12 protein-coding genes and 4 pseudogenes are annotated in these 18,837 nt (G+C 37.4%); 2 read left to right on the forward strand and 14 right to left on the reverse strand.

The window, feature by feature from the left end:
• Positions 1 to 78: 78 nt before the first annotated feature.
• The 5 genes and pseudogenes from NST05_RS06275 to NST05_RS06295 form a co-directional block, all read right to left on the reverse strand.
• A complete protein-coding gene (locus NST05_RS06275; RefSeq protein ID WP_340742938.1) occupies positions 79 to 1,527 on the reverse strand; it encodes a HEPN domain-containing protein in 1,449 nt (482 codons plus the stop codon).
• Positions 1,528 to 1,788: 261 nt separating this feature from the next.
• A complete protein-coding gene (locus tag NST05_RS06280) occupies positions 1,789 to 3,003 on the reverse strand; it encodes a restriction endonuclease subunit S (RefSeq protein WP_340742939.1) in 1,215 nt (404 codons plus the stop codon).
• Positions 2,993 to 4,588: a type I restriction-modification system subunit M gene (locus tag NST05_RS06285; RefSeq protein WP_340742940.1), complete on the reverse strand. Its 1,596-nt coding sequence runs from the start codon at positions 4,586 to 4,588 to the stop codon at positions 2,993 to 2,995. The genes NST05_RS06280 and NST05_RS06285 overlap by 11 nt, the downstream gene beginning before the upstream one ends.
• A pseudogene (locus NST05_RS06290) lies at positions 4,588 to 7,664 on the reverse strand (type I restriction endonuclease subunit R). Before NST05_RS06290 ends, NST05_RS06285 begins: the two are co-directional and overlap by 1 nt.
• 10 nt (positions 7,665 to 7,674) lie before the next feature.
• Entirely contained in the window at positions 7,675 to 8,049 is a 375-nt protein-coding gene (locus tag NST05_RS06295) for a hypothetical protein (RefSeq protein WP_239604323.1), read from the reverse strand.
• A gap of 66 nt (positions 8,050 to 8,115) precedes the next feature.
• Between NST05_RS06295 and NST05_RS06300 the strand changes: the two are divergent.
• Both NST05_RS06300 and NST05_RS06305 read left to right on the forward strand, forming a co-directional pair.
• Positions 8,116 to 8,592 (forward strand): annotated as a pseudogene (locus tag NST05_RS06300) (IS982 family transposase); the annotation flags it as partial.
• A gap of 1 nt (position 8,593) precedes the next feature.
• Positions 8,594 to 8,794 (forward strand): annotated as a pseudogene (locus NST05_RS06305) (transposase); the annotation flags it as partial.
• A gap of 129 nt (positions 8,795 to 8,923) precedes the next feature.
• Here NST05_RS06305 and NST05_RS06310 read toward each other — a convergent pair.
• The 9 genes and pseudogenes from NST05_RS06310 to NST05_RS06350 form a co-directional block, all read right to left on the reverse strand.
• Positions 8,924 to 9,412 (reverse strand): annotated as a pseudogene (locus tag NST05_RS06310) (IS5 family transposase); the annotation flags it as partial.
• 44 nt (positions 9,413 to 9,456) lie between these two features.
• Complete coding sequence (locus NST05_RS06315; protein WP_340742941.1) at positions 9,457 to 10,641, reverse strand: hypothetical protein; 1,185 nt, start codon at positions 10,639 to 10,641, stop codon at positions 9,457 to 9,459.
• Complete coding sequence (locus NST05_RS06320) at positions 10,635 to 11,489, reverse strand: nucleotidyl transferase AbiEii/AbiGii toxin family protein (protein ID WP_010730321.1); 855 nt, start codon at positions 11,487 to 11,489, stop codon at positions 10,635 to 10,637. Before NST05_RS06320 ends, NST05_RS06315 begins: the two co-directional genes overlap by 7 nt.
• Positions 11,486 to 12,079: a type IV toxin-antitoxin system AbiEi family antitoxin domain-containing protein gene (locus NST05_RS06325; RefSeq protein WP_010730322.1), complete on the reverse strand. Its 594-nt coding sequence runs from the start codon at positions 12,077 to 12,079 to the stop codon at positions 11,486 to 11,488. Before NST05_RS06325 ends, NST05_RS06320 begins: the two co-directional genes overlap by 4 nt.
• Positions 12,080 to 12,200: 121 nt before the next feature.
• Positions 12,201 to 15,005 (reverse strand): phage tail tip lysozyme, encoded by a 2,805-nt coding sequence (locus NST05_RS06330; RefSeq protein ID WP_340742942.1) that lies wholly within the window; start codon positions 15,003 to 15,005, stop codon positions 12,201 to 12,203.
• Entirely contained in the window at positions 15,002 to 17,350 is a 2,349-nt protein-coding gene (locus NST05_RS06335; protein WP_340742943.1) for a VirB4-like conjugal transfer ATPase, CD1110 family, read from the reverse strand. Before NST05_RS06335 ends, NST05_RS06330 begins: the two co-directional genes overlap by 4 nt.
• Entirely contained in the window at positions 17,307 to 17,660 is a 354-nt protein-coding gene (locus NST05_RS06340) for a PrgI family protein (RefSeq protein ID WP_014294887.1), read from the reverse strand. The genes NST05_RS06335 and NST05_RS06340 overlap by 44 nt, the downstream gene beginning before the upstream one ends.
• A 55-nt stretch (positions 17,661 to 17,715) precedes the next feature.
• Positions 17,716 to 18,570 carry a conjugal transfer protein TrbL gene (locus NST05_RS06345; RefSeq protein ID WP_340742944.1) on the reverse strand — a complete coding sequence of 285 codons (855 nt, stop codon included), beginning with the start codon at positions 18,568 to 18,570 and terminating at the stop codon, positions 17,716 to 17,718.
• 16 nt (positions 18,571 to 18,586) lie between these two features.
• Positions 18,587 to 18,829: a hypothetical protein gene (locus NST05_RS06350; RefSeq protein ID WP_001072180.1), complete on the reverse strand. Its 243-nt coding sequence runs from the start codon at positions 18,827 to 18,829 to the stop codon at positions 18,587 to 18,589.
• Between the last annotated feature and the right edge of the window lie 8 nt (positions 18,830 to 18,837).

Raw genomic sequence — 18,837 nt, forward strand, 5'->3', positions numbered from 1 at the left:
CTCTGTCCTCTCTGTCTTTTTTCTCAATTTTAAACTAAAATAGATTTTTTGGAAAACTTTGCAACAGAACCAACATATTTATGAATTTTCATAGACATATTTCATATCTAACTCTTTGTAAATATAAAATCTTAATATTTCTTGCAACAGTAATTTTGTTTCATACATTTCATTAAAATCACTAATCATTAATGGATATTTATGTTTGGAATCTCCGTGAGTATGATAATTACGTGTTTGAATTAACTTTTTTATTAATAATTCTTTATCTGGGTATTTCGAAAAGATTTTAACTTTACTTGGTTCGTCTATTGAATCAAATAAATTTGCCAGACGTTCGGCAAGCACAGGTCCTCTTGGGCCAAATTTTAATTTATTTTCGAACTTTTTCCTAAATTCTTGTAGAATTGATGTTTTTATAAAATCAAGCAAAGCTTTCCTTGCCATTTGCTCACCATCTGATAAATTTTCACATTTCTTAAAATTCATAAAGTTTCTAGAGTATACTTCTAAATTTCGTATTGCGTCAACAAGTTGATCTTCTAAGTATAAATCACCATGAAGATTTTTTGAAAATTCCCTAACTATAAATTCAAGTTCCTCTGATTTATCAAACCAATGATTTAGTATATTGTCAAAGTTTGACTCAATTTTCCTTAATGAAATCTCTTGATGGGTAAACTTATTCCAAGCTTTATATTTTCTGGCATGCTGTACAAAATACTTACCTCTAATAAGAGATAAGCGTTTTTCCTCTATTATTTTATAATCTACTAAAAACTCAATATCAGTAAATGACAATGGAATATTTGATAAAATCTCAATAAACTCTTTAAACTTTACCGAAGTTTTATAAAATTCGTCAAAATTTCTTGCTTCTAATTTTTCTGATTTAAGTTTAATAAAATAATCACTTTTAAAAGATGGAGTTGTGTATGAAGTATTTAATATTGCTGTATCTTCCAAAGTGATTCCCAAAGCATTAATCAATACTTTCTTCGATTGGTATTTATTTACTGCACTTTCAAAAATAGTTTGATCCGCCGTTCGCTTTATATCCACTAATGATTTATCTACCCATTCTTCAATGTGTTCAAAACTAAACTTATATTCTACAGATTTTTCACTCTCTAACTTATCAAACAGATTCTTAAAAGATTCAGAACTATAATTGAAATTTTCAATTGCACTGTAATATACATTATAAATTTTGAAATTTTTTACATGATATTTAGTTATTGGAAATCCAGGGGAGGAGGATGTTCCAGTAGGTTCTCCATAGGTATTTAATATTATAATTTTTCCATCGCTTGAATATCCGTAAATTTTCTCCAAATACTTTCCAAATCCAAAAGATATTCCAGACTCTACTTCGAACGCACCGAATAATTCAAGTACAATTTCACTAGGAGAATAATGTAAAATACCACTTAAGGAATCATGCTCATTAACAATATCTTCGGGTATTTCTGAAAAATACCCTTTTATTTCAAACTCTTTATCCCAAGTATAATCTTTAAATTTCATATTATTCTTTATTCTTTCTATTTTATTTTTCTTTTAAAAAAATCACTTATTATCATTTTCAACAAACTTTGCAACAGAACCCTTTCTGAAATTAAATAAATAATTAATTAAATTGTTTATTTATGACCAGGACCGTATTTCTAAACTTCTTTTATGGTTTATTATATCACTTAACAAAAAAACAGCCCCCATTATCTAATCAATAGATAATTAGGGCTGTTTTAATAGTATTTTCGAGGGGTTATTATCTAATTATAGCCCCTATACAAACATATTTTGTAAAAAGCCTTTTTTCTGTTCTTTCAACAAATCTAACTTACGTTGATGAAGTGCGATAGTATCGTCTAGATGTTTGAAGAACGCTCCAATTTTTTGTTGTTCTTCATAACTCGGATAAAATTCAACCCATTTTTCAACTTCCTTTTTGGATAAGTTTGTTTGACTTACTCCATCATCAAAACGTAAAAAATAATGATTTCTATTCATCAATGAATGCAAAAAATATGAATTAGTATCCGCATGTGGAGTGATCCCTGCAATTCGCTGATTCAAGCTATACTTATTATCTTCATTGATTAAAAAGGTTCGAGCAATTGCCCTACCATTTGGAACATCACTTAAAACAAATGCTATTTCATTCTTAGAAAGAGGTGCAATCATTTCATCAGAATACTTCTTAACCAGACCATTTGTAGAAACGAATTTTGAATTTACAACAATATAATCTCCATATTCTGAAATATCTTTTTCATGAGCTTTCCCGTTTCTATAATCGGCAACTTCAATTAACTTACGCTCTTCCCAATCGCCAGCAAACCCCGCAAATCTCAATTCAGGAATTTTTTCTCCAGCTTTTGGAAACATTTTTTGCAAGTAGCCTTTTTTCTGTTCTTTAAGTAAATCTAACTTACGCTGATGAAGAGCGATAGTGTTATCTAATTGTTTGAAGAACGAACCAATTTTTTCTTGTTCTGAAAGAGTTGGTGTAGGTATTTCTATCTCCAACATCTTTGTTTTAGATATGTTATATCGTGAAATTCCTTGTGCTAAGAACGTTATTTTCTTTCTAATAGAAGGTGAACGTAGCATAGATGCCATATAATTTAAATCGAAAGATACCCGAGGACGATATCCAAATGTAAAGCTATTTAAATATACATTTTCAGTATCGTGTGTCCAAACAGATGACATACCAACTTCTTCTGGCGTTTCTGAAGATGTTGTAAAGAATATATCACCCTTTTGAACTTGATTTTGTTTCTCATCGATTTCAATTGCATCAAGCTGATCTAGGGTTGCTATAGGATTTTGAAAAACATTGACATAGGTTACAAATTTTGCTGATCCATGACCAAAATCTTCTTTAGTTTTTCCAGTTAATCCAGTAAAAGTATTCCCAACATCATCTAACTTACGCTCTTCCCAATCATCCGTAAAACCTTCAAACCTTAATTGTGGACTCTTTTTACTCATCATGCCCACCTCTCAAAAGAAGACGCATCGAATCAATCAATGCTTGATTCTCTTCACTTTCTGAAAAATTGTTAATCAACGATAAGAGTACTTGCTCTTGTTGAACTAATTCTTCATTGACCTTAAGGAGATTGGTATTTACTGCAACCAAATCAACCGGTTCCTCTTCCTCAAAGGTATCGACATAACGAGGGATATTTAAGTTAAAGTCATTTTCTTGGATCTCATCAAAACTTGCAACATGAGCATATCTTTCAATATCTTCTCGCTTTTTGTAGATAGAAACAATTTTATCAATATGTTCATCCAACAGGACATTTTGATTTTTTTGTTTTTCAAAGTCTTGAGAAGCATCGATAAACAAGACATCACGACGAGAGCGGTTTTTCTTCAAAATAATAACCGTTGTCGGAATACTCGTTCCAAAAAAGATATTGGCCGGCAATCCAATGACTGCATCAATAGCTCCCATCTCTAAAAGAGCTTGACGGATGGTTCCTTCTGCGGCTCCTCTAAAGAGAACGCCATGCGGAAGGACAATTCCCATTGTTCCCGATTCTTTCAAATGGTAAAAACCGTGAAGGAGAAAGGCAAAATCCGCTTTAGATTTAGGCGCTAATTTTCCAAAACGCTCAAAGCGAGGGTCAGAGAGAAATTTATCTGCCGCTGACCATTTTGCTGAGTAAGGAGGGTTCATCACCACAGAATCAAACTGATAAGGCTCTTCTGATGGCCAATCGGCATCTAAAGTATCCCCATTATTAAGATTCATGCGTTCTTTATCTACCCCATGAAGAATTAAGTTCATACGTGCCAAGTTAAAGGTCGTCGTATTTAGCTCTTGGCCATGATAATGGACTTGATTAGGGTTTTTGAGATAACGACGAATATTAAGCATCAAAGAACCTGAACCCATCGCAGGGTCATAGATATGAAAAGGCGCACGGGTTTCTTGTCCGATCGACGTAATTTCTGACATGATGCGTGAAACAGCTTGTGGGGTATAAAACTCGCCTGCTTTTTTACCCGCACCTGCCGCAAACATCCCGATTAAATACTCATAGGCGTCGCCAATCACATCCCCATTGTGTTCAAATAAATCAATCTCATCTAAGGCACGCAAGACCTCAGTAATCGTCACATTACGTTGTTGTGCATTTGAGCCTAATTTTGTGGAGTTTAAATCAATGTCCGCAAACAATCCACTGAATTCTTCTCCTTGACGTTCCAACTCATTAAAACCTGCTTGTAAGTCGGTCAAGTTAAATTCATAGTTGTCAGCTTTGATGCGGTAGTGATAAAACAATTGATCGGGTTGGATAAAGTAACCTTGTTTGGGTTGGATATTTTCGATTAAATCGTCTTTGTCTTCTTCGTACCATTCCATGAAGCCTGCATACTGAGTGGAACGTTCTGGGAAGGTATCTGTCTTCCCATTTTCTTGTTCATAAACTTCTCTCAGCTGCGCATCAGACAAGTACTTATAGAAAATTAATCCCAGTAAGTAGTTTTTATACTCACTTGCATCCATCTTCCCACGTAAGATATCCGCAGAAGCCCATAGTTGTTGATTTAAACCTGTCGCCATTATAATTCTTCCTTCCATTTTTGAAGATGTTCAAAATTTTGTTGTAGTCGTTCTTCTAAAACTTTTGTTCTTCTTCTGTATTTTTCACCCGTTTTGGCTTCGAACTCTTCTTTACTAAGAGTCATCGAATCCAGTAAATGGGTTAAATAAGGGATCGTTTTCTTATCGCCTTGATATTCATTCATTGCAGACTGTAAAAAGTCGAAAGATAATCCAAATTCTTCGGCTTCTTTTTGAAGTTGTCTTTGAATTTCATTTTGAATCGATGTCTCTTTTAATTGAGCCACATCAATCTCTTCAGCAGTATTGACGAGTTGATCTTTCAAGGTGTGATACATCTGTTGGATTTGAGGATCCTTTTGTTGGATTTCTTTTTCAAATTTTTCAACGGCTCCTGCTTCGTTTAGTTGAATAGCTTTCAAAAGTTGATTAATATAAAAACTATCCACGACATCTTTATGTGTCGCATTGAGCTGCGAAGAAAAAGCAATCTCTTGTAAAAGCTTCTCAAAGTCCTCCTCAGTATGCCCCTCATCCTCAATCATTTCTTTAATCTTTGTTTTAACATTTTCCGTTTTACCTTGATATTGTGGCAACTGATCCACTACTTCTGAAAATGCTTCAAAGTCCTCTTCGTATTGATCATAGCTTCGGAGCGCTTTATAACTCTTTTCTAGCTTTTGATAAGCACTTACTTGCGCAATCATCGTTTTAAGATCATTGGGATTATCCCATAGGTCGGCTTCGCTTTGTTTATAAAGTGTTGAACATTCGATAAATTCTTTTTTGACTTCTTCATATTCTCTTGGAATCAGTTGACCAAAGTTTTGATTTTCATTTGAGAATAGACGAAACGTGTTTTGCACATTTTCTTTCATGGTGAAGGGTTTTCTAAAAGAGACAATCAACCCAGAATCTTTTCCTGTATAAATACGGTTGGTTCTTGAGAACGCTTGAAGGAGCTTTTGATAGTTCATTTCTCGATCAATATATAAGGTTTGAATCGTTGGAGAATCAAAGCCTGTCAATAAACGATCGACAACAATGACAAAATCTAGCCACTGACCATCCGATTGATATTGCTTTTCCTTACGGGCCAACCGTTTATTAATATTTTGATTGTAGAGTTTCTCATCTTGATAAGGAGAAGCATCAAACTGTTTCGCATACTCTTTCATGATCTCTACTAATTCATCGTCTTGTTCATTTTTTTTAATTGATCCGGATTGGTTGAGAAGGTAATAGCTACTCTTGGGAAATCTTTATCAATCAGTTGATGACGTTCATCAAATTGTCGCCCATTCAAGAGTGTCCCATTATCTTTCATTTCCTTTAAAATCCGGTAAATATGTTTGGCTTGGGCAATCGAGTGAGTGGTAAGAATGGCTGACATCGTAGGAAAACCATTCTTTACCTTGAACTTTTTGACCACACTTCTCCGATTAAAGATTTTTTGTAACATGGTACGAATATGTTCATCTGTTTCATAAAGTTCCGTAGGCAATAATTTTTCTTGTTGGAGGGCATCGTCTGGCAACTTTCCTTTATTGAGTTGGGTGACAATCACCTCTTGATCCTCTTCTGAAACCAGTGAATAATACTCGACTTGAAAGCCTAAAACAGCCCCATCATCCATAGCATTTTTGGTTGTATAGGAGTGAAGGAGTGGCCCGTACTGCTGGCTCGTTGTTCTAGCAAAAGTTCCATTTTCTTGCTTTTTATTTGCTTCAAAAATAGGCGTCCCCGTTAATCCAAACCAGGTTGAATTGGGTAATATTTTCTTAATCCGCTTCATTTCCTCATCACTAACCGCACGATGAGCCTCATCAACAATAAAAACAATATGTTCTTGCCGTAGCTTCTCAAATTGATTCGAGCCTTTTTCTTCACTCTCTTGTTGGGCGCTTCGCATAGCCGCAGAGAGTTTTTGAATCGTGGTCACTAAAATCGTATTATTATTTTTTGATGATAGGAGGTTTCGAGCCAACTGTTTTTGATTTTTGATCCCAACAATCAAAGTATTGGCTACCGAATTTCCGGTCGTTTGTCCGGTATGATATTCCGAGGCAAACTTAGTAAACTCATCCTGCGTTTGAGCATCTAAGTCTGTTCTATCAACAACCATGACCGTACGATCAACACCGATCGCATTTTGTGCTAATAATTTCGTTGCGACAAAACTGGTAATGGTCTTTCCTGAACCTGTCGCATGCCAAATGAATCCTCCTTCATGCTGTGCCGCTTTTTGACGAATCTTACGAATAGCATGAATTTGGTAAGGCCTTAAAACCATGAGGAATTTTTGATTTTTTTGATCATCGACGAGAATGGTATATTGGCTAATCAATTCATGGGCATCGGGTATCCGCAAAACTGTACGAGTAAAATCAAACAAATCGGAAACCGTTTGATTGTCTTCAGTCCGCCAATTAAATAAAAACTTCTTCATCCGAGCATAGGCTTCAGCGGTATCTTCACTAGGTCTTGCAAAGTATCGGGTATCGACTTTATTTGAAATCACCATGATTTGAGTAGTTGCGTAAATCCCTTTAAAAAATCCATCTTCTGCATAACGCTGAATTTGATAATAAGCTTGCATGAAACCGTCTTTAGCGGACTCTTTTTTGAGCTCAATATGAATGATTGGGAGCCCATTAATCAGCAAGCTCACATCTCCACGATCTACTCTAGAGGAATCTGGGACCACTTGGTGAACTACCTCATAAGAAGAAGTTCCTCCTGAGATATCCTTATTTCTAAAGGCTTCTAAAGTCACTTTTTTCCCATTTTCTCGCTCTAATAAAACTTGAGCCACCCCGTTTTCTCCTCTAAGCCATTGAGAAGCTAAAAAAGGCGTTCCGGTCAAACGTGAAAACTCGACTTTGACTTGCTTGAATTCTTTGTCCGTTAATAGTTGCTCTTCCAATACTGCTAAATTTATTCGGTTCAAATGGCCTCTAAAGTTTTGCCAAAGTGCTTCTTCCGACTTCAAGTCCGGACGATAAGTCCACTGATTTTCTTTCTCACTTAAGATCTGTATGAACTGGTTTTCAATCATTTGTTCCGAATGACTCATTTGATTCCCCTCATTTCCATAGTTGCCACCATTTTTTAGATTCTGTTTTTACCGGGTCTTTTTCTTTTGCCTTGTTTCGTTCTTCTTCTGATAACTTCAATTGAACTTTCTGTCGTTCAATTTCTTCCTGCGCCTCACCCCTTATCGACGAGCCATCTTTCATATCCTCCTGAGGCATTTTAAGAGCTTTCAATTCATTGATTTCTGATTTATACTCTTCTAGTACTTTTTTATCCTGTAAGGCTTGACGTTGTTGGTGGTCTAAAAGATTTTGCATATTACTTAATTGTTTAAATTGTTCATCTTTAGTGTTTTGTAAATCTTTTATCTGCTCTTTTTGATACTCAATTATATCTATTATACCCGAATTGCTAGTTGATTTCATTGAAAAATATATAAGTCGTGCTATCCTAAGCTTAAACCACTAAGAATTAGAAAGCGCACGACCTATATGACTTATAATAGCACACTTACAAAAGTTTTTGTTTATTTACTGACAAGCATTGAAGCGATTTATCAAACAAGCGTTCCACTCGAAATACAAAATCGAAAGAACGTCCATCTTGCAACATCTGACTGTTTAGTGATTACTTGTTACCTGTGGGGAGTGCTTCATTTTAGTGAAACACTTAAAGCAAAGCACCAATTGGCTCAAAGTCTATTCCCTAATTTTCTAGAATATTCTCGCTTTGTTCGTCGTTGTAATGCACTCTTACCGAGTATTCAACTCATTCGCCAAGCTCTCGTCTTTAAAGAAGTTGAAGGGATTGATGTGTCTATTATTGACAGCTTTCCCATTCCTTTGTGTCAGCCGATTCGTAATTTTAGAAGCAAAGTTTTGGGCGACTATGCAAATATTGGCTACAATGCTACCAAAGGTCAGTACTTTTATGGCTGTAAATGTCATGCTTTAGTCAGTGAATCAGGCTAAAATGTTTAATAAAATCATTTCGAAAATACGTGTCCGTATTGAACATGTATTTGGCTTTGTTGAAAATTCAATGCATGGTTCTAGTTTACGTTCTATTGGATTCGATCGAGCTGTTTTAAATACTGACCTTACAAATCTGACTTATAACTTATTGAGGTACGAACAAGTTAAACGTTTAAATCTCAAAACATGGAGGTAATCTGTCTAAAATAAGAATAAACAGTCAAGTGGCGTCTGTAACATAAAGAAAAACACAGTAGACTATGCTTAGTTTTCTGTGTTTTTTTCTAATTTCATTTAGAGGTGAATTAATTGGTAGTTATTAGAGGTGCCCTTTAATCAATTCATTTTCGTCTTTTGGATTACGTTGTTTAGGCGCCTCTATGAATGTTGCATCAACAATCTGTCCTTTATGAGCGATCATCCCTTGTGATTCAAGTTTTTCTTGAAAGGCAGAAAAAAGTCAGTTTCCTCTATTAGATTTTGATAGCTGATTTCTAAAGTTCCAGATAGTCTTTGCGTCTGGTACCTTGTCATCAATCTTAAGGAATCTTCTAAACGAAATCCGGTCAATCATTTGATATTCCATTGCATCATCAGATAGATTGTATAAGCGTTGTAAAATTAGAATTTTCAACATTAAAACAAGGTCATAGGGCGGTCTACCACCATGAGATTTATTTTTTAAATCATACTTAAAAATCCGGTTAAGAGTTGGGCGAAAACACTCGAAATCAACCACTTTTTCTAGCCGCTCAAGAGGGTCTCCTTTTAAACTTAATTTTTCAAGATAGTCACTATCTCCAAATAAATTCATCTTCAATACCTCGTTAGCTTATTTTTAATCTATTATACCTCTTTTCATACGTTTTTAGAGGTGCCCTTATACATATAACAACCAAATATATCTAGTATTCTCTCCCCGTATTCTTCAAATATTTGATGAATCTTTTGAGAAAGAGATAGATAAGAAATAACTGATTTTTTCAGATCTTTGTAAATTTTTTTCTTTTTACCTGTTGAGGTTTCAATTAAACACTCCAATTCTTTGCTGACTTCCTCTTCCAGTCTTTTTCTTTGATCACTTTTCCATTTATCTTCTGAAAATAGTTTGCTAAACTCCCATTCAAAGGCAGCAGTTCTTAGCACAAAACTGGCAGCATCAATTATCCGACTATCACTAAAACTCTTACCTAGATGTCTGAGATATAGATTATTTTCAGCTATGTCATTTAATATCTTCCCCTCATAACCAGCAATATATTTTTGTTGAATATATCTTCCATCTTTCAATGGCTTCATTTCAATCTCAATATCTTCTCCAATTTCAACGTATTGTCCAACATTACTTTCCCTACTTGACAATTGAATCTTAGTAAAACTAATATTTCTACGATTACAAAGAAATTGGATAAACTCTTTTGCAATACGATTTAATTCTAGTATAAAAGAATAATCTTGAGTTTCTTCAAAATAAAAAACCATTGACGATGATAGGGTTAGAGGTGGTTTTTCAATAGATAGACTCGTTGTCCTTGTAATTCCGAAATAAACTTGAACTTCTTTTCCAAAAACGGTAAACTTCTGTTCTTTTGTCGTTGTGGAGTCAAAATCATAGGTACTAATTTTTATTTTTCCATCATGTTCTTCAGGCTTATACGAAATTTCAAAAGCATGATTGATTGGATGAATATAGTTTAGTTCTAACCCACTGAAAGATATCCGACTAATCATCGGTCTTTCAGAGTCACTAAAAAAATAGGCCAAAAACGGTACAGTAATAACACCATTGTTTTCATGAAGTTGAATGTGTTTATTTGTTAGAAATGTAATAACTTGATTTGTTTCATTTGTACGTCCATAAAGAAAGTCTTCTTCTACAAATTTAGGATCTCCAGGCCAAGCATATCCCCCAGTTTCCAATTTTTTATGAAACCAAGAATACTTAATCGAATCTTTCTCTTCTTTAGGAATCAAGGATAACTTTTCTTTATCAAATGTAAAGAAAAATTCATAACCCATCATCTTCAAAGTTCCTGTCAGCATATACTACTAACTCCTAATTGATTTAAAATAATTGCCACCACTTCTATCGACTCCTCAAAACTAATTTCACTGGCATACCTAAATGATTTTTGATAGCGAGACCAAAGCTGTTTCTGGTAATCAGAGCTGCGGATTTCCTCTAGTTGACTTTCCCAATTTGTCAAAACATCTAAGCTTTCTCTTTTCTTAGCAGTATTGTTTAGAGCAGTTTTCAATATTGGGATATCAATCTCATCTTTTCGAAGGTGATATAATGTGAAGAGGTCATAGCGATCACGAGGTCTAGTTGAAGCAGCTCCTCGACGAATAATCGTTTCTAATTTTTCAGCAAGAACAGTTTCTAAATTATAAGTCCAAACTTCTAGTTTATTCTCTGAAAAAACAGACTGCAATTGATAAGTAATTTCTCGTGGTGTTATCCGATCACCTGTTGTTATATCAATAAAGACAACTTCACGTAGGGTATCGAATGTCGCCTTGAGTTTGAGGGTAAAGCCCCCATATTCATCATCTTGTCGAATTGGCTCTAACATATCAACTTCAAATTGAAAACCTTCGGAAGGTTGACTTACAATTTCTTTGAAGATTGTTTGAATATTTTCCTCGCTAAGAGGTTGGCCTTTCAAAGTAACATCTAAATCCATAGTTGTTCGTTTATCTAAGCCAATCATCTGTCCGATAAGGAATCCACCTTTCACAATGAAAGAATCTTTATACCGACTTTCAGAGATGAGTTTTAAGATTGTCTCAATCAAATAGTTCTGCTGAACTTGTTGAGCAGGTATCCCTTTTTCTCTTGCGATATTCTTAATTTTCGCTTTGAAACTATTAGCATTTGAAAATTTCACGACAAAACCTCCACATAAGATTGTAGCTTTTCAGTGACATTAAATAGTTTTGCATAGTGATACATCTTGGCATAATTCACAGTTCCTTTTTTGAAATAAGCTTGAAACGCTGGAGCAATGACTTGAACATCAACATGATAGGCTGTTCTCAAACACTCTACCAAAGTTCGTTCCATATCATATACTGAGATAAACTGTCCAGCCTGTCGCTCTAGTTTTATAATACCGATTTCATGATGATTTCTAGCAACAATCGGCTTAACACCAGCTTCTTTCATTAGCCTCGTGTTCGTCCCAAAAGGAAAAGTCATCACAGGTTCAAATGGAACAGTGAGGGAAAGGCCATGTAACCATAGTGCTGTTTCTAAGGAATAAATTCCTTTTGGAAAACGATACTGTAAACTAAAGAAATCATCAATATAGGTATCAGGCAGATGATAAATCCCTCTTTCAATTGATTCCACTTTACCTTTTGAGACCAATTGATTCAGTTGTTGGTAAGAAAAGTTAAGCTCTTCAATATCACGAAAAGTTATAACTCCATGATTTTTTTTTATGTAATTATAGACAGGTTTCTCTAACAAATCCACATTACCACCTCCTAAATAATATGCTAACATTTCACTACAATGTTAGCATATTATTTATAAAAAATCAATCACAAACAAAACAATATGCTAACAAATTGTTAAATTGTTAGCATATTGTTTTCTATTTCGTCGTATAGGCAAAGCTAATTGTACTATCGACTCCTGATAATTTACGGAATGTATAGTTAGGATTACCATTAACATTGGTCTCTGAGATGAGGAAAGAACCATCAGGATAAACTTTCTCGACAAAGGCGACATGACCGTATTCTGTTGGCGATCCATGACCTCCTCCCGCAAAGGAAATAATCGCTCCTGCTTTTGGTTGCTTGCCTGTATCTCCACCAAGACGTGCTGCTGTTGCCACCCAATCTTGACCATTACCCATGGTACTGATGATTGGGATTTTCTCACCGTTTCGGCCTTTGAGTTTCAATCCCAATTGGTTGATACGAGCAGCTACTCCCCACGTACATTGCCCATAGGCATAGCCCATACCGTCACCTCCACCTGGAACGGAATTGTCATAAAGGTCTCCTCGAACTGCTTCCAGCGCTTTTGGATCACTTTGAGCAGTTCCACCATTTGGTTGGCTAAAGCCTTTCTCAATTTGGTAATACCACTCTGTAGCTCTCGTTTGACGTTCTAGGAGTTTATCACCACTATTTCCCTCCCAATAAATGAGAAAGACTTGGGCAAGACTGGCTGGGCTACCTGAATTTTTGAAAAAGTCTTTTAACCAGTTGGTATAGTAAGGATTGTCCCCATGGAGCATAAAATCCAGTTGTAAGCCTAAGTCATACCACTTCTGATTTTTCCCTTTGGCATACTCTAATAATAAAGTATGTCTGCGTGACCCATCTGCAGTATCTGTCCATTGCCCCAAGCCTAAGCCACGTCTTAAAATATTCGGGTACCTGCCATTATAGATAGCTGGACCATTAAGGGACAACCAGCCCTCATCATCCCAAGAACTGGCACTTGCCCCAACAGGAGGCGATAAATAGTCACCTTCAGCTCGTTTAGGATTGATAGAGGATTCTACTGACCAGTTTCCTAAAATAGCCGCAATGGCTTGATTGGTCGCTCCTTGACTCTTCAAATACTCATAGATAGCTTTGGCTCTCGAAAACTCATCGCCTCCAAATTGACCAATAGTCGGGAGAATGGTCGTTTGGAGTTGAATGACTTTAGGAAAGTAAAAGGCTGGATTGACGTAAACCAGTTTCTCTGAATCATCGTCAACCTTTTTATAAGTCACTTTTAGACCAGCACCATCCTTGGTTTGACCAATCACTTCCCCTGCTTGGACTTTTTGGCCATCGCTCACTCTACCAGTATGGATATTAAACAAGGTCAATTGAGACTTGTTTAGTCCCTTACCTGACGTGATGATAATGTTCTCGCCATCTAGGGAAACCTTACCATCCATGGGAGCCACAATCACTTGATTTTCTTTAGCTTCTAGAATGATATGGTGATGAAGCGTTGGCTTGTCATCAATCACCTCATAACCATAACGAACTGTCATGGTAAGCGCGTCATCTTCAGTCTGATTTTGGAAAGGATTATCCAATTCTTGGAGGGCAAGGTAGGCGCCTTCCTCACTTAATTCCTTTAAGTCTTCTCTATCCTCATCAGAAAGCTTATAGGCAAGCTCCTTGGTCAACTCAAGCATGGATTTTAAAGAATCCCCACCGTTTAAGTCCTGCCAAAGCTGACTGAGATAGGCTTGATAAGTTTTATCCCCTTCTTCCATGACCTCATCTAAAGAATAATCTTGATACTTGAGATTCATAAAGCCCATGACATCATCAATCTTGGTGTAATAGGTAATGCCAGTGGGATTGGTTCGGGTGTTTTCCGCATCTTCCCACGTCATGTGCGTATAGGCTTTTGTCAGTTCACTCTCATCCTGTTGAATGAGAGTGGTTCCTGAAATTCCTATCACAAAACTCATCATCAAAAGCAAGAAAAACAAGAGACCTGACACGACCCAAGTCATAGGATTAAGGGCAATCGATGAAAAGAAGGTCTGGCTATTCTTAATCGCTTGAATAACCCTTGTTATTCCTGACACACTCTGTTTTCTAGCTTGTTTGAGAAAGGTCTGGTAACGTCTTCTTGGTTTTAAGGGTTTCTGTCGGGTGAACCCTTTCCCCTTTTTAAAGTTCTGATACCGCTCCCTACCATGAGCGGCTTTCGTCTTAGTAAACCGAAGACCTGTCTGCCCACTTTTGACAAGGAGTTTTCCTGACTGATAAGTAAATCTCCCATAGCGTCTTCCTTTAATCACAGACTCTTTTAGGGCTCTGATTCCCTCCAAGTCATCATCTTGAGCGACTACATCCAGTGATTCTGAAGCGACATAGCGTAACCCTCGTTTGACCTTAGTCGAGGGGTTCTTAAACTGATGTGCTTTTTTCAGTTGTTTCACGTCACGCTTCGCTGATTTCACCTCTTTTTCTGCCTGAAGGCGTTCAAGAGGTTTTTCTTTTTGAAACTGAAACCGTGGCGTTTTTGATTCTGTTGGCTTTTTCTGATCGGTAAACTTAGAAGTGGCTTTCTCCTCTTTTTCGGCTATCTTGACCTCTGCCAAGTGTTTTCTCGCTACTGCTAGGCGCTGTCTGGCTTGAGGAAGCCGATACTTCTTAATTTCCTTACGTTTTAGCCATCTGGGAGACACATAGGAAATGGCTTCCTTGAAGGTATCTGTCGCTAGGTCTTTTTCCTCCTGATAGGTTTGCTTCAGAGTCTGACGTTGTTCCCTTGTTTCAGCTTTCTCAGCTCGGCGCATGATAAAGCGTCGTTTAGGAAGTGAGCGTTTTAACCCCTTCTTCTCCCTACGGTAATGGATACGACTAGCCTTTAAACTACTCTGAAAGGTTTTACGGGCAACCTTGACCTTCTGTTGCTCTCTTGTCATGATTCACCCCTCATCTTTTCTGGATCGGTACTCATGATGTCAAAGAGTTGAGTTTGAAGTGGGATTTTATTTCTAAAGGGAACAACCGTTGAGCCTGCCTTAATCAATCCAGCTCCCTTTTCTGGATTAACCAAGTATTTCTCAAGCTCCTTAGATAAGCCCAAGAGATGGACCAATTCTTCTCGGTCACTCTTAGCTTGTTTTAGAAGTATCATGAACTCGCTATTAGCGATAATACGTCTGCCGTTGGCATCAAGAAGTAAGGTTTCTACGTTTTGAGTAATGCCTGTGGGAATGGCCCCATACTTACGGACACGGCTCCATAATTTGAAGAAGAAATCAGAAGCGTACTTATCCAACAACAGAAGCTGCATTTCATCAAAGTAAATCCAGGTCTTCTTGCCAAGTTTTTGGTTTTTAACCACACGATTCCAAATCTGGTCAAAAATGACCATGAGGGCAATCTGCTTCAACTCATCCCCTAACTTTTTGACATTGTAAATGAGGAAATGGCTATCCGTTTTAATATTAGTACGGTGTGAGAAAATATCGAGTGACCCTTCCACATAAAGCTCCATATCAAGGGCTAAGTCTTTGGCTTCTTGTTCAGGTTGTTTAGAGAGAACAAAGACCCATTCCACGAGAGATGGTGTCTCAAAATGCTTATAGGTCAACCGTGTCACACGGTCAATCAATGACTTTTCTCGACCATCCATTTTTCGGTCTAAGAGTTTCCCAATCCAAGAGAGAAGAAATTCAGATTTGACCTTAATAGGGTCTTCATCCATATTATCATCGGATAAGTCTAAAACATTTAAGAAAGTGGTAGAGTCAGGCGCAATATCAATGCTCTCCCCACAAAAGGCTTGACCAATGATACTGTACTCATTTTCAGGGTCTACAATGATGATTTCGGTATTACTCTCTTCTTCTTTTAACTTGGTTGAGATGATTTCATGCTTAGTCGCCATCCCTTTACCAGCACCTGATGTCCCTAGAATCAAGCCTGATGGGGTATTGAGTTTCCCACGGTCAATGGTGATGATATTACTTGAAATCTGATTTATCCCATAGAATTTCCCTCCCTTATCTTGTAGGTCAACAGAGGTCCAGGGGGAATTAACGGCAATATTTGAGGTCAAAAGAGACCGAGACACACCCTCAAGGTAGTTCTTGCCAAATGGCAATAAGCTATTAAAGGCAGCTTCTTGCATATAGGTCAGATTATCAATCACAAGGTCATTAGAACCTGCCACTTGTTTGATAATATCAAGGGAGTGCTTCAATTGGTCTTCGTCATCCGCAAAGACCCCAATCACAAAGAGGGTATCAAAGAGCTTATCGCCTGTTTGCGTCATGGTTTTAATCAGCTCATCGGCTTCATCGATGTTACTTTCTAGAACCTGACTAACCTTTTCAAGATATACGCCAGATCGTGCCATCTTTTGTTGTTCCCCAATTTTTTGCGATTCCATCAAAGTCTTCTTAGTGCGGAGCTTGGTCATGGCTTCTGACTTGGCTGACCCTTTAGCATGAAGACTAATCATCACTTCTAAATCCGACTGCATGAGTTCTCGTAAGAACTTATCCCCCAACTCCATCCCATAGTCACGAACATAGACAATCTGAAGCAGTTTATCATCCATTTCAATATGATTTTTGTGCTTAAAGGACAGACTGGTTGGGGCAATAAAGTGCTTAGTTGTTTGTCCTGAACGCACCAGGTCTTGATAGGTAAAGGGCAAATGATTTTCCCCTCGCAACATATCAGCCAAGTGATTCACACGGCTTTCTCCACTGAGGAGGGTAAAGTTCGCATCAATTTCAGAAAAACCACTCTTGAAGTATTCCCCAATCTGAGACAGGGAGCGATAAGCGAGTTTCGGATTTTGGTCTGACTTCCCAAAAGAAATGAGCTTAACCACTGAAAAGTTATTTTCTCCAGCTTCAAGGTTATTTTCCATGATACGATTGAGTTCTTCACGATAGGTATCGTAGCCATCCTCATGAAAAGGATACAAGACACCCTTTCTAAACTTATCCAAGTTGACCCTCTGGTTAAAAATAGTAAGTTGGAAATTGGTCTTGTCATCCAAACTATTAATCAAGTCCGAATAGGTTTCCATAATGGCTCCCTTATCCTCCAAACCAACCGTTTGGTAATTGACATCTCCTAAAAGATAGGACTGAGAAAAATAATCTGGGGTGACTTGCATGAGACCACTAGGAAAAAGGCATTGGTAAAGAAGCGTATTAACAGTTGTTGGTAGCACTTCTTTTGATTTACGTGTCTTCTTGTGCTTAGAAGAGGTCTTTGGTTTCATTGAGCGATTTGTTTTTTTCATTGCGTATTCCTTTCTGTCCAGTTAGTGTACGGTCTGGTATGGTCATTTCATAATGCCATCGATAATTAAGATAGGTTTCAAAAGGTAAGTCATTAGGGCGATAGACCCCAAATAACATGAGGGGAATGGTAAAGGTAAAGATAAGACCATAGACAAACCAATCCCCAAATTGCCAATAAAAGAGGTTTAATCCTAAAATCAGGATGGTAATGGCAATGGCTGGCAAGACAAAGATGACTTGTCGTGTGGTAAAGCCTAGCCAAGCCCTATGTTGGACTTTTGTGATGTCCTTAAAAACACGTGTATTCATAAGACTCCAATCTAAGATGAAAAAAGATTGGGAGGAACGTCCTTCCCAATCCTCCTTACATGCCTAGGATACTTCTGGCAGTCCGTTGACTGCCCACCAAGGCAATGATCAATAAAATAGCCTGAACTAAACCACCAAAGGCAGTTGCTAGCGTCTCCATCACTCCCGCACCATTTGAGAGAGCCAATTCCCCAGCTGATTCAAAGAGGGGAACAAGGGAAATAATTAAGAAAATCAAGACCCCTTGAAGGGCATAGACCATGATGTTTTTCAGGTAGCCAATCCCAACGCTTCGCCAGTCATCACTGAGGAAAGTCGGAATCGTTAGAGGCGCAAATGGAATCATGAGGTAAAGTTGGATAAAGCGAATGGTAATGAGGAGATTCACCACCATAACACTAACCAACCGCACTAACCATATCAGAATGGCAAAAAAGCCAACAATGAGTTTTCCAATAATTCCTGACCCTTTAAGTCCTGAAACGGTCTCATAAGTCGTTCCACCATGAGAAACGACACCAGCTACACCTTCAATGATGTGAGAAGCAACGGCTAAAATGGCTTCTACAATAACAGTGGTGTTTGTAATCACTACTGCCACCATGATATAAGAGATAATCATAGGGGCAATAGCTTCAAAGGTCATGGCACCACCTGAGTTGGCGATTTTCTTAGCCATCTTAGAAAACTCAAGGACTAAAACGACTGCTAAAATAGCCACTCCCAAGGGCTGCATCACTCCTTTTGTGATCGCTGACATATACGACCACACGGTTGGGTTATAATCCGCAAGGGATTTGACCAAGTTGGCCGTCGATTCTAAGTCCACGTTAAAGCCTTCAAAAAGGCTATCGCTCGAAATTTTCTCTGACGCTAGAAAGACAAAAGCTGAAGGTAATGTGTTGTTCATGTCATACTTAGCCCTCCTAAATGGTAATTTGAGTGATAAAGGCACCAGCGGCACCTACCATTACACCACCCACAATTTCTAAGATGGCATTGCGGACACCAGGTCCACCATCTTTGATATTGGTTGATAGGTTTATAATGCCCATGACGACAAGAAAGGCACCTGTCGCAACCATTCCTTTTTGTAAGAGCGCCATGGCTTGGGCAAACATGGAACTAGCGTCCACGCCATAAACAAAGCCTGTTAATTTTTGGTTCATACGATTCC

It is taken from the genome of Streptococcus sp. FSL E2-3494, from assembly GCF_038007085.1.
In the GTDB taxonomy this organism is placed as follows: domain Bacteria; phylum Bacillota; class Bacilli; order Lactobacillales; family Streptococcaceae; genus Streptococcus; species Streptococcus thermophilus.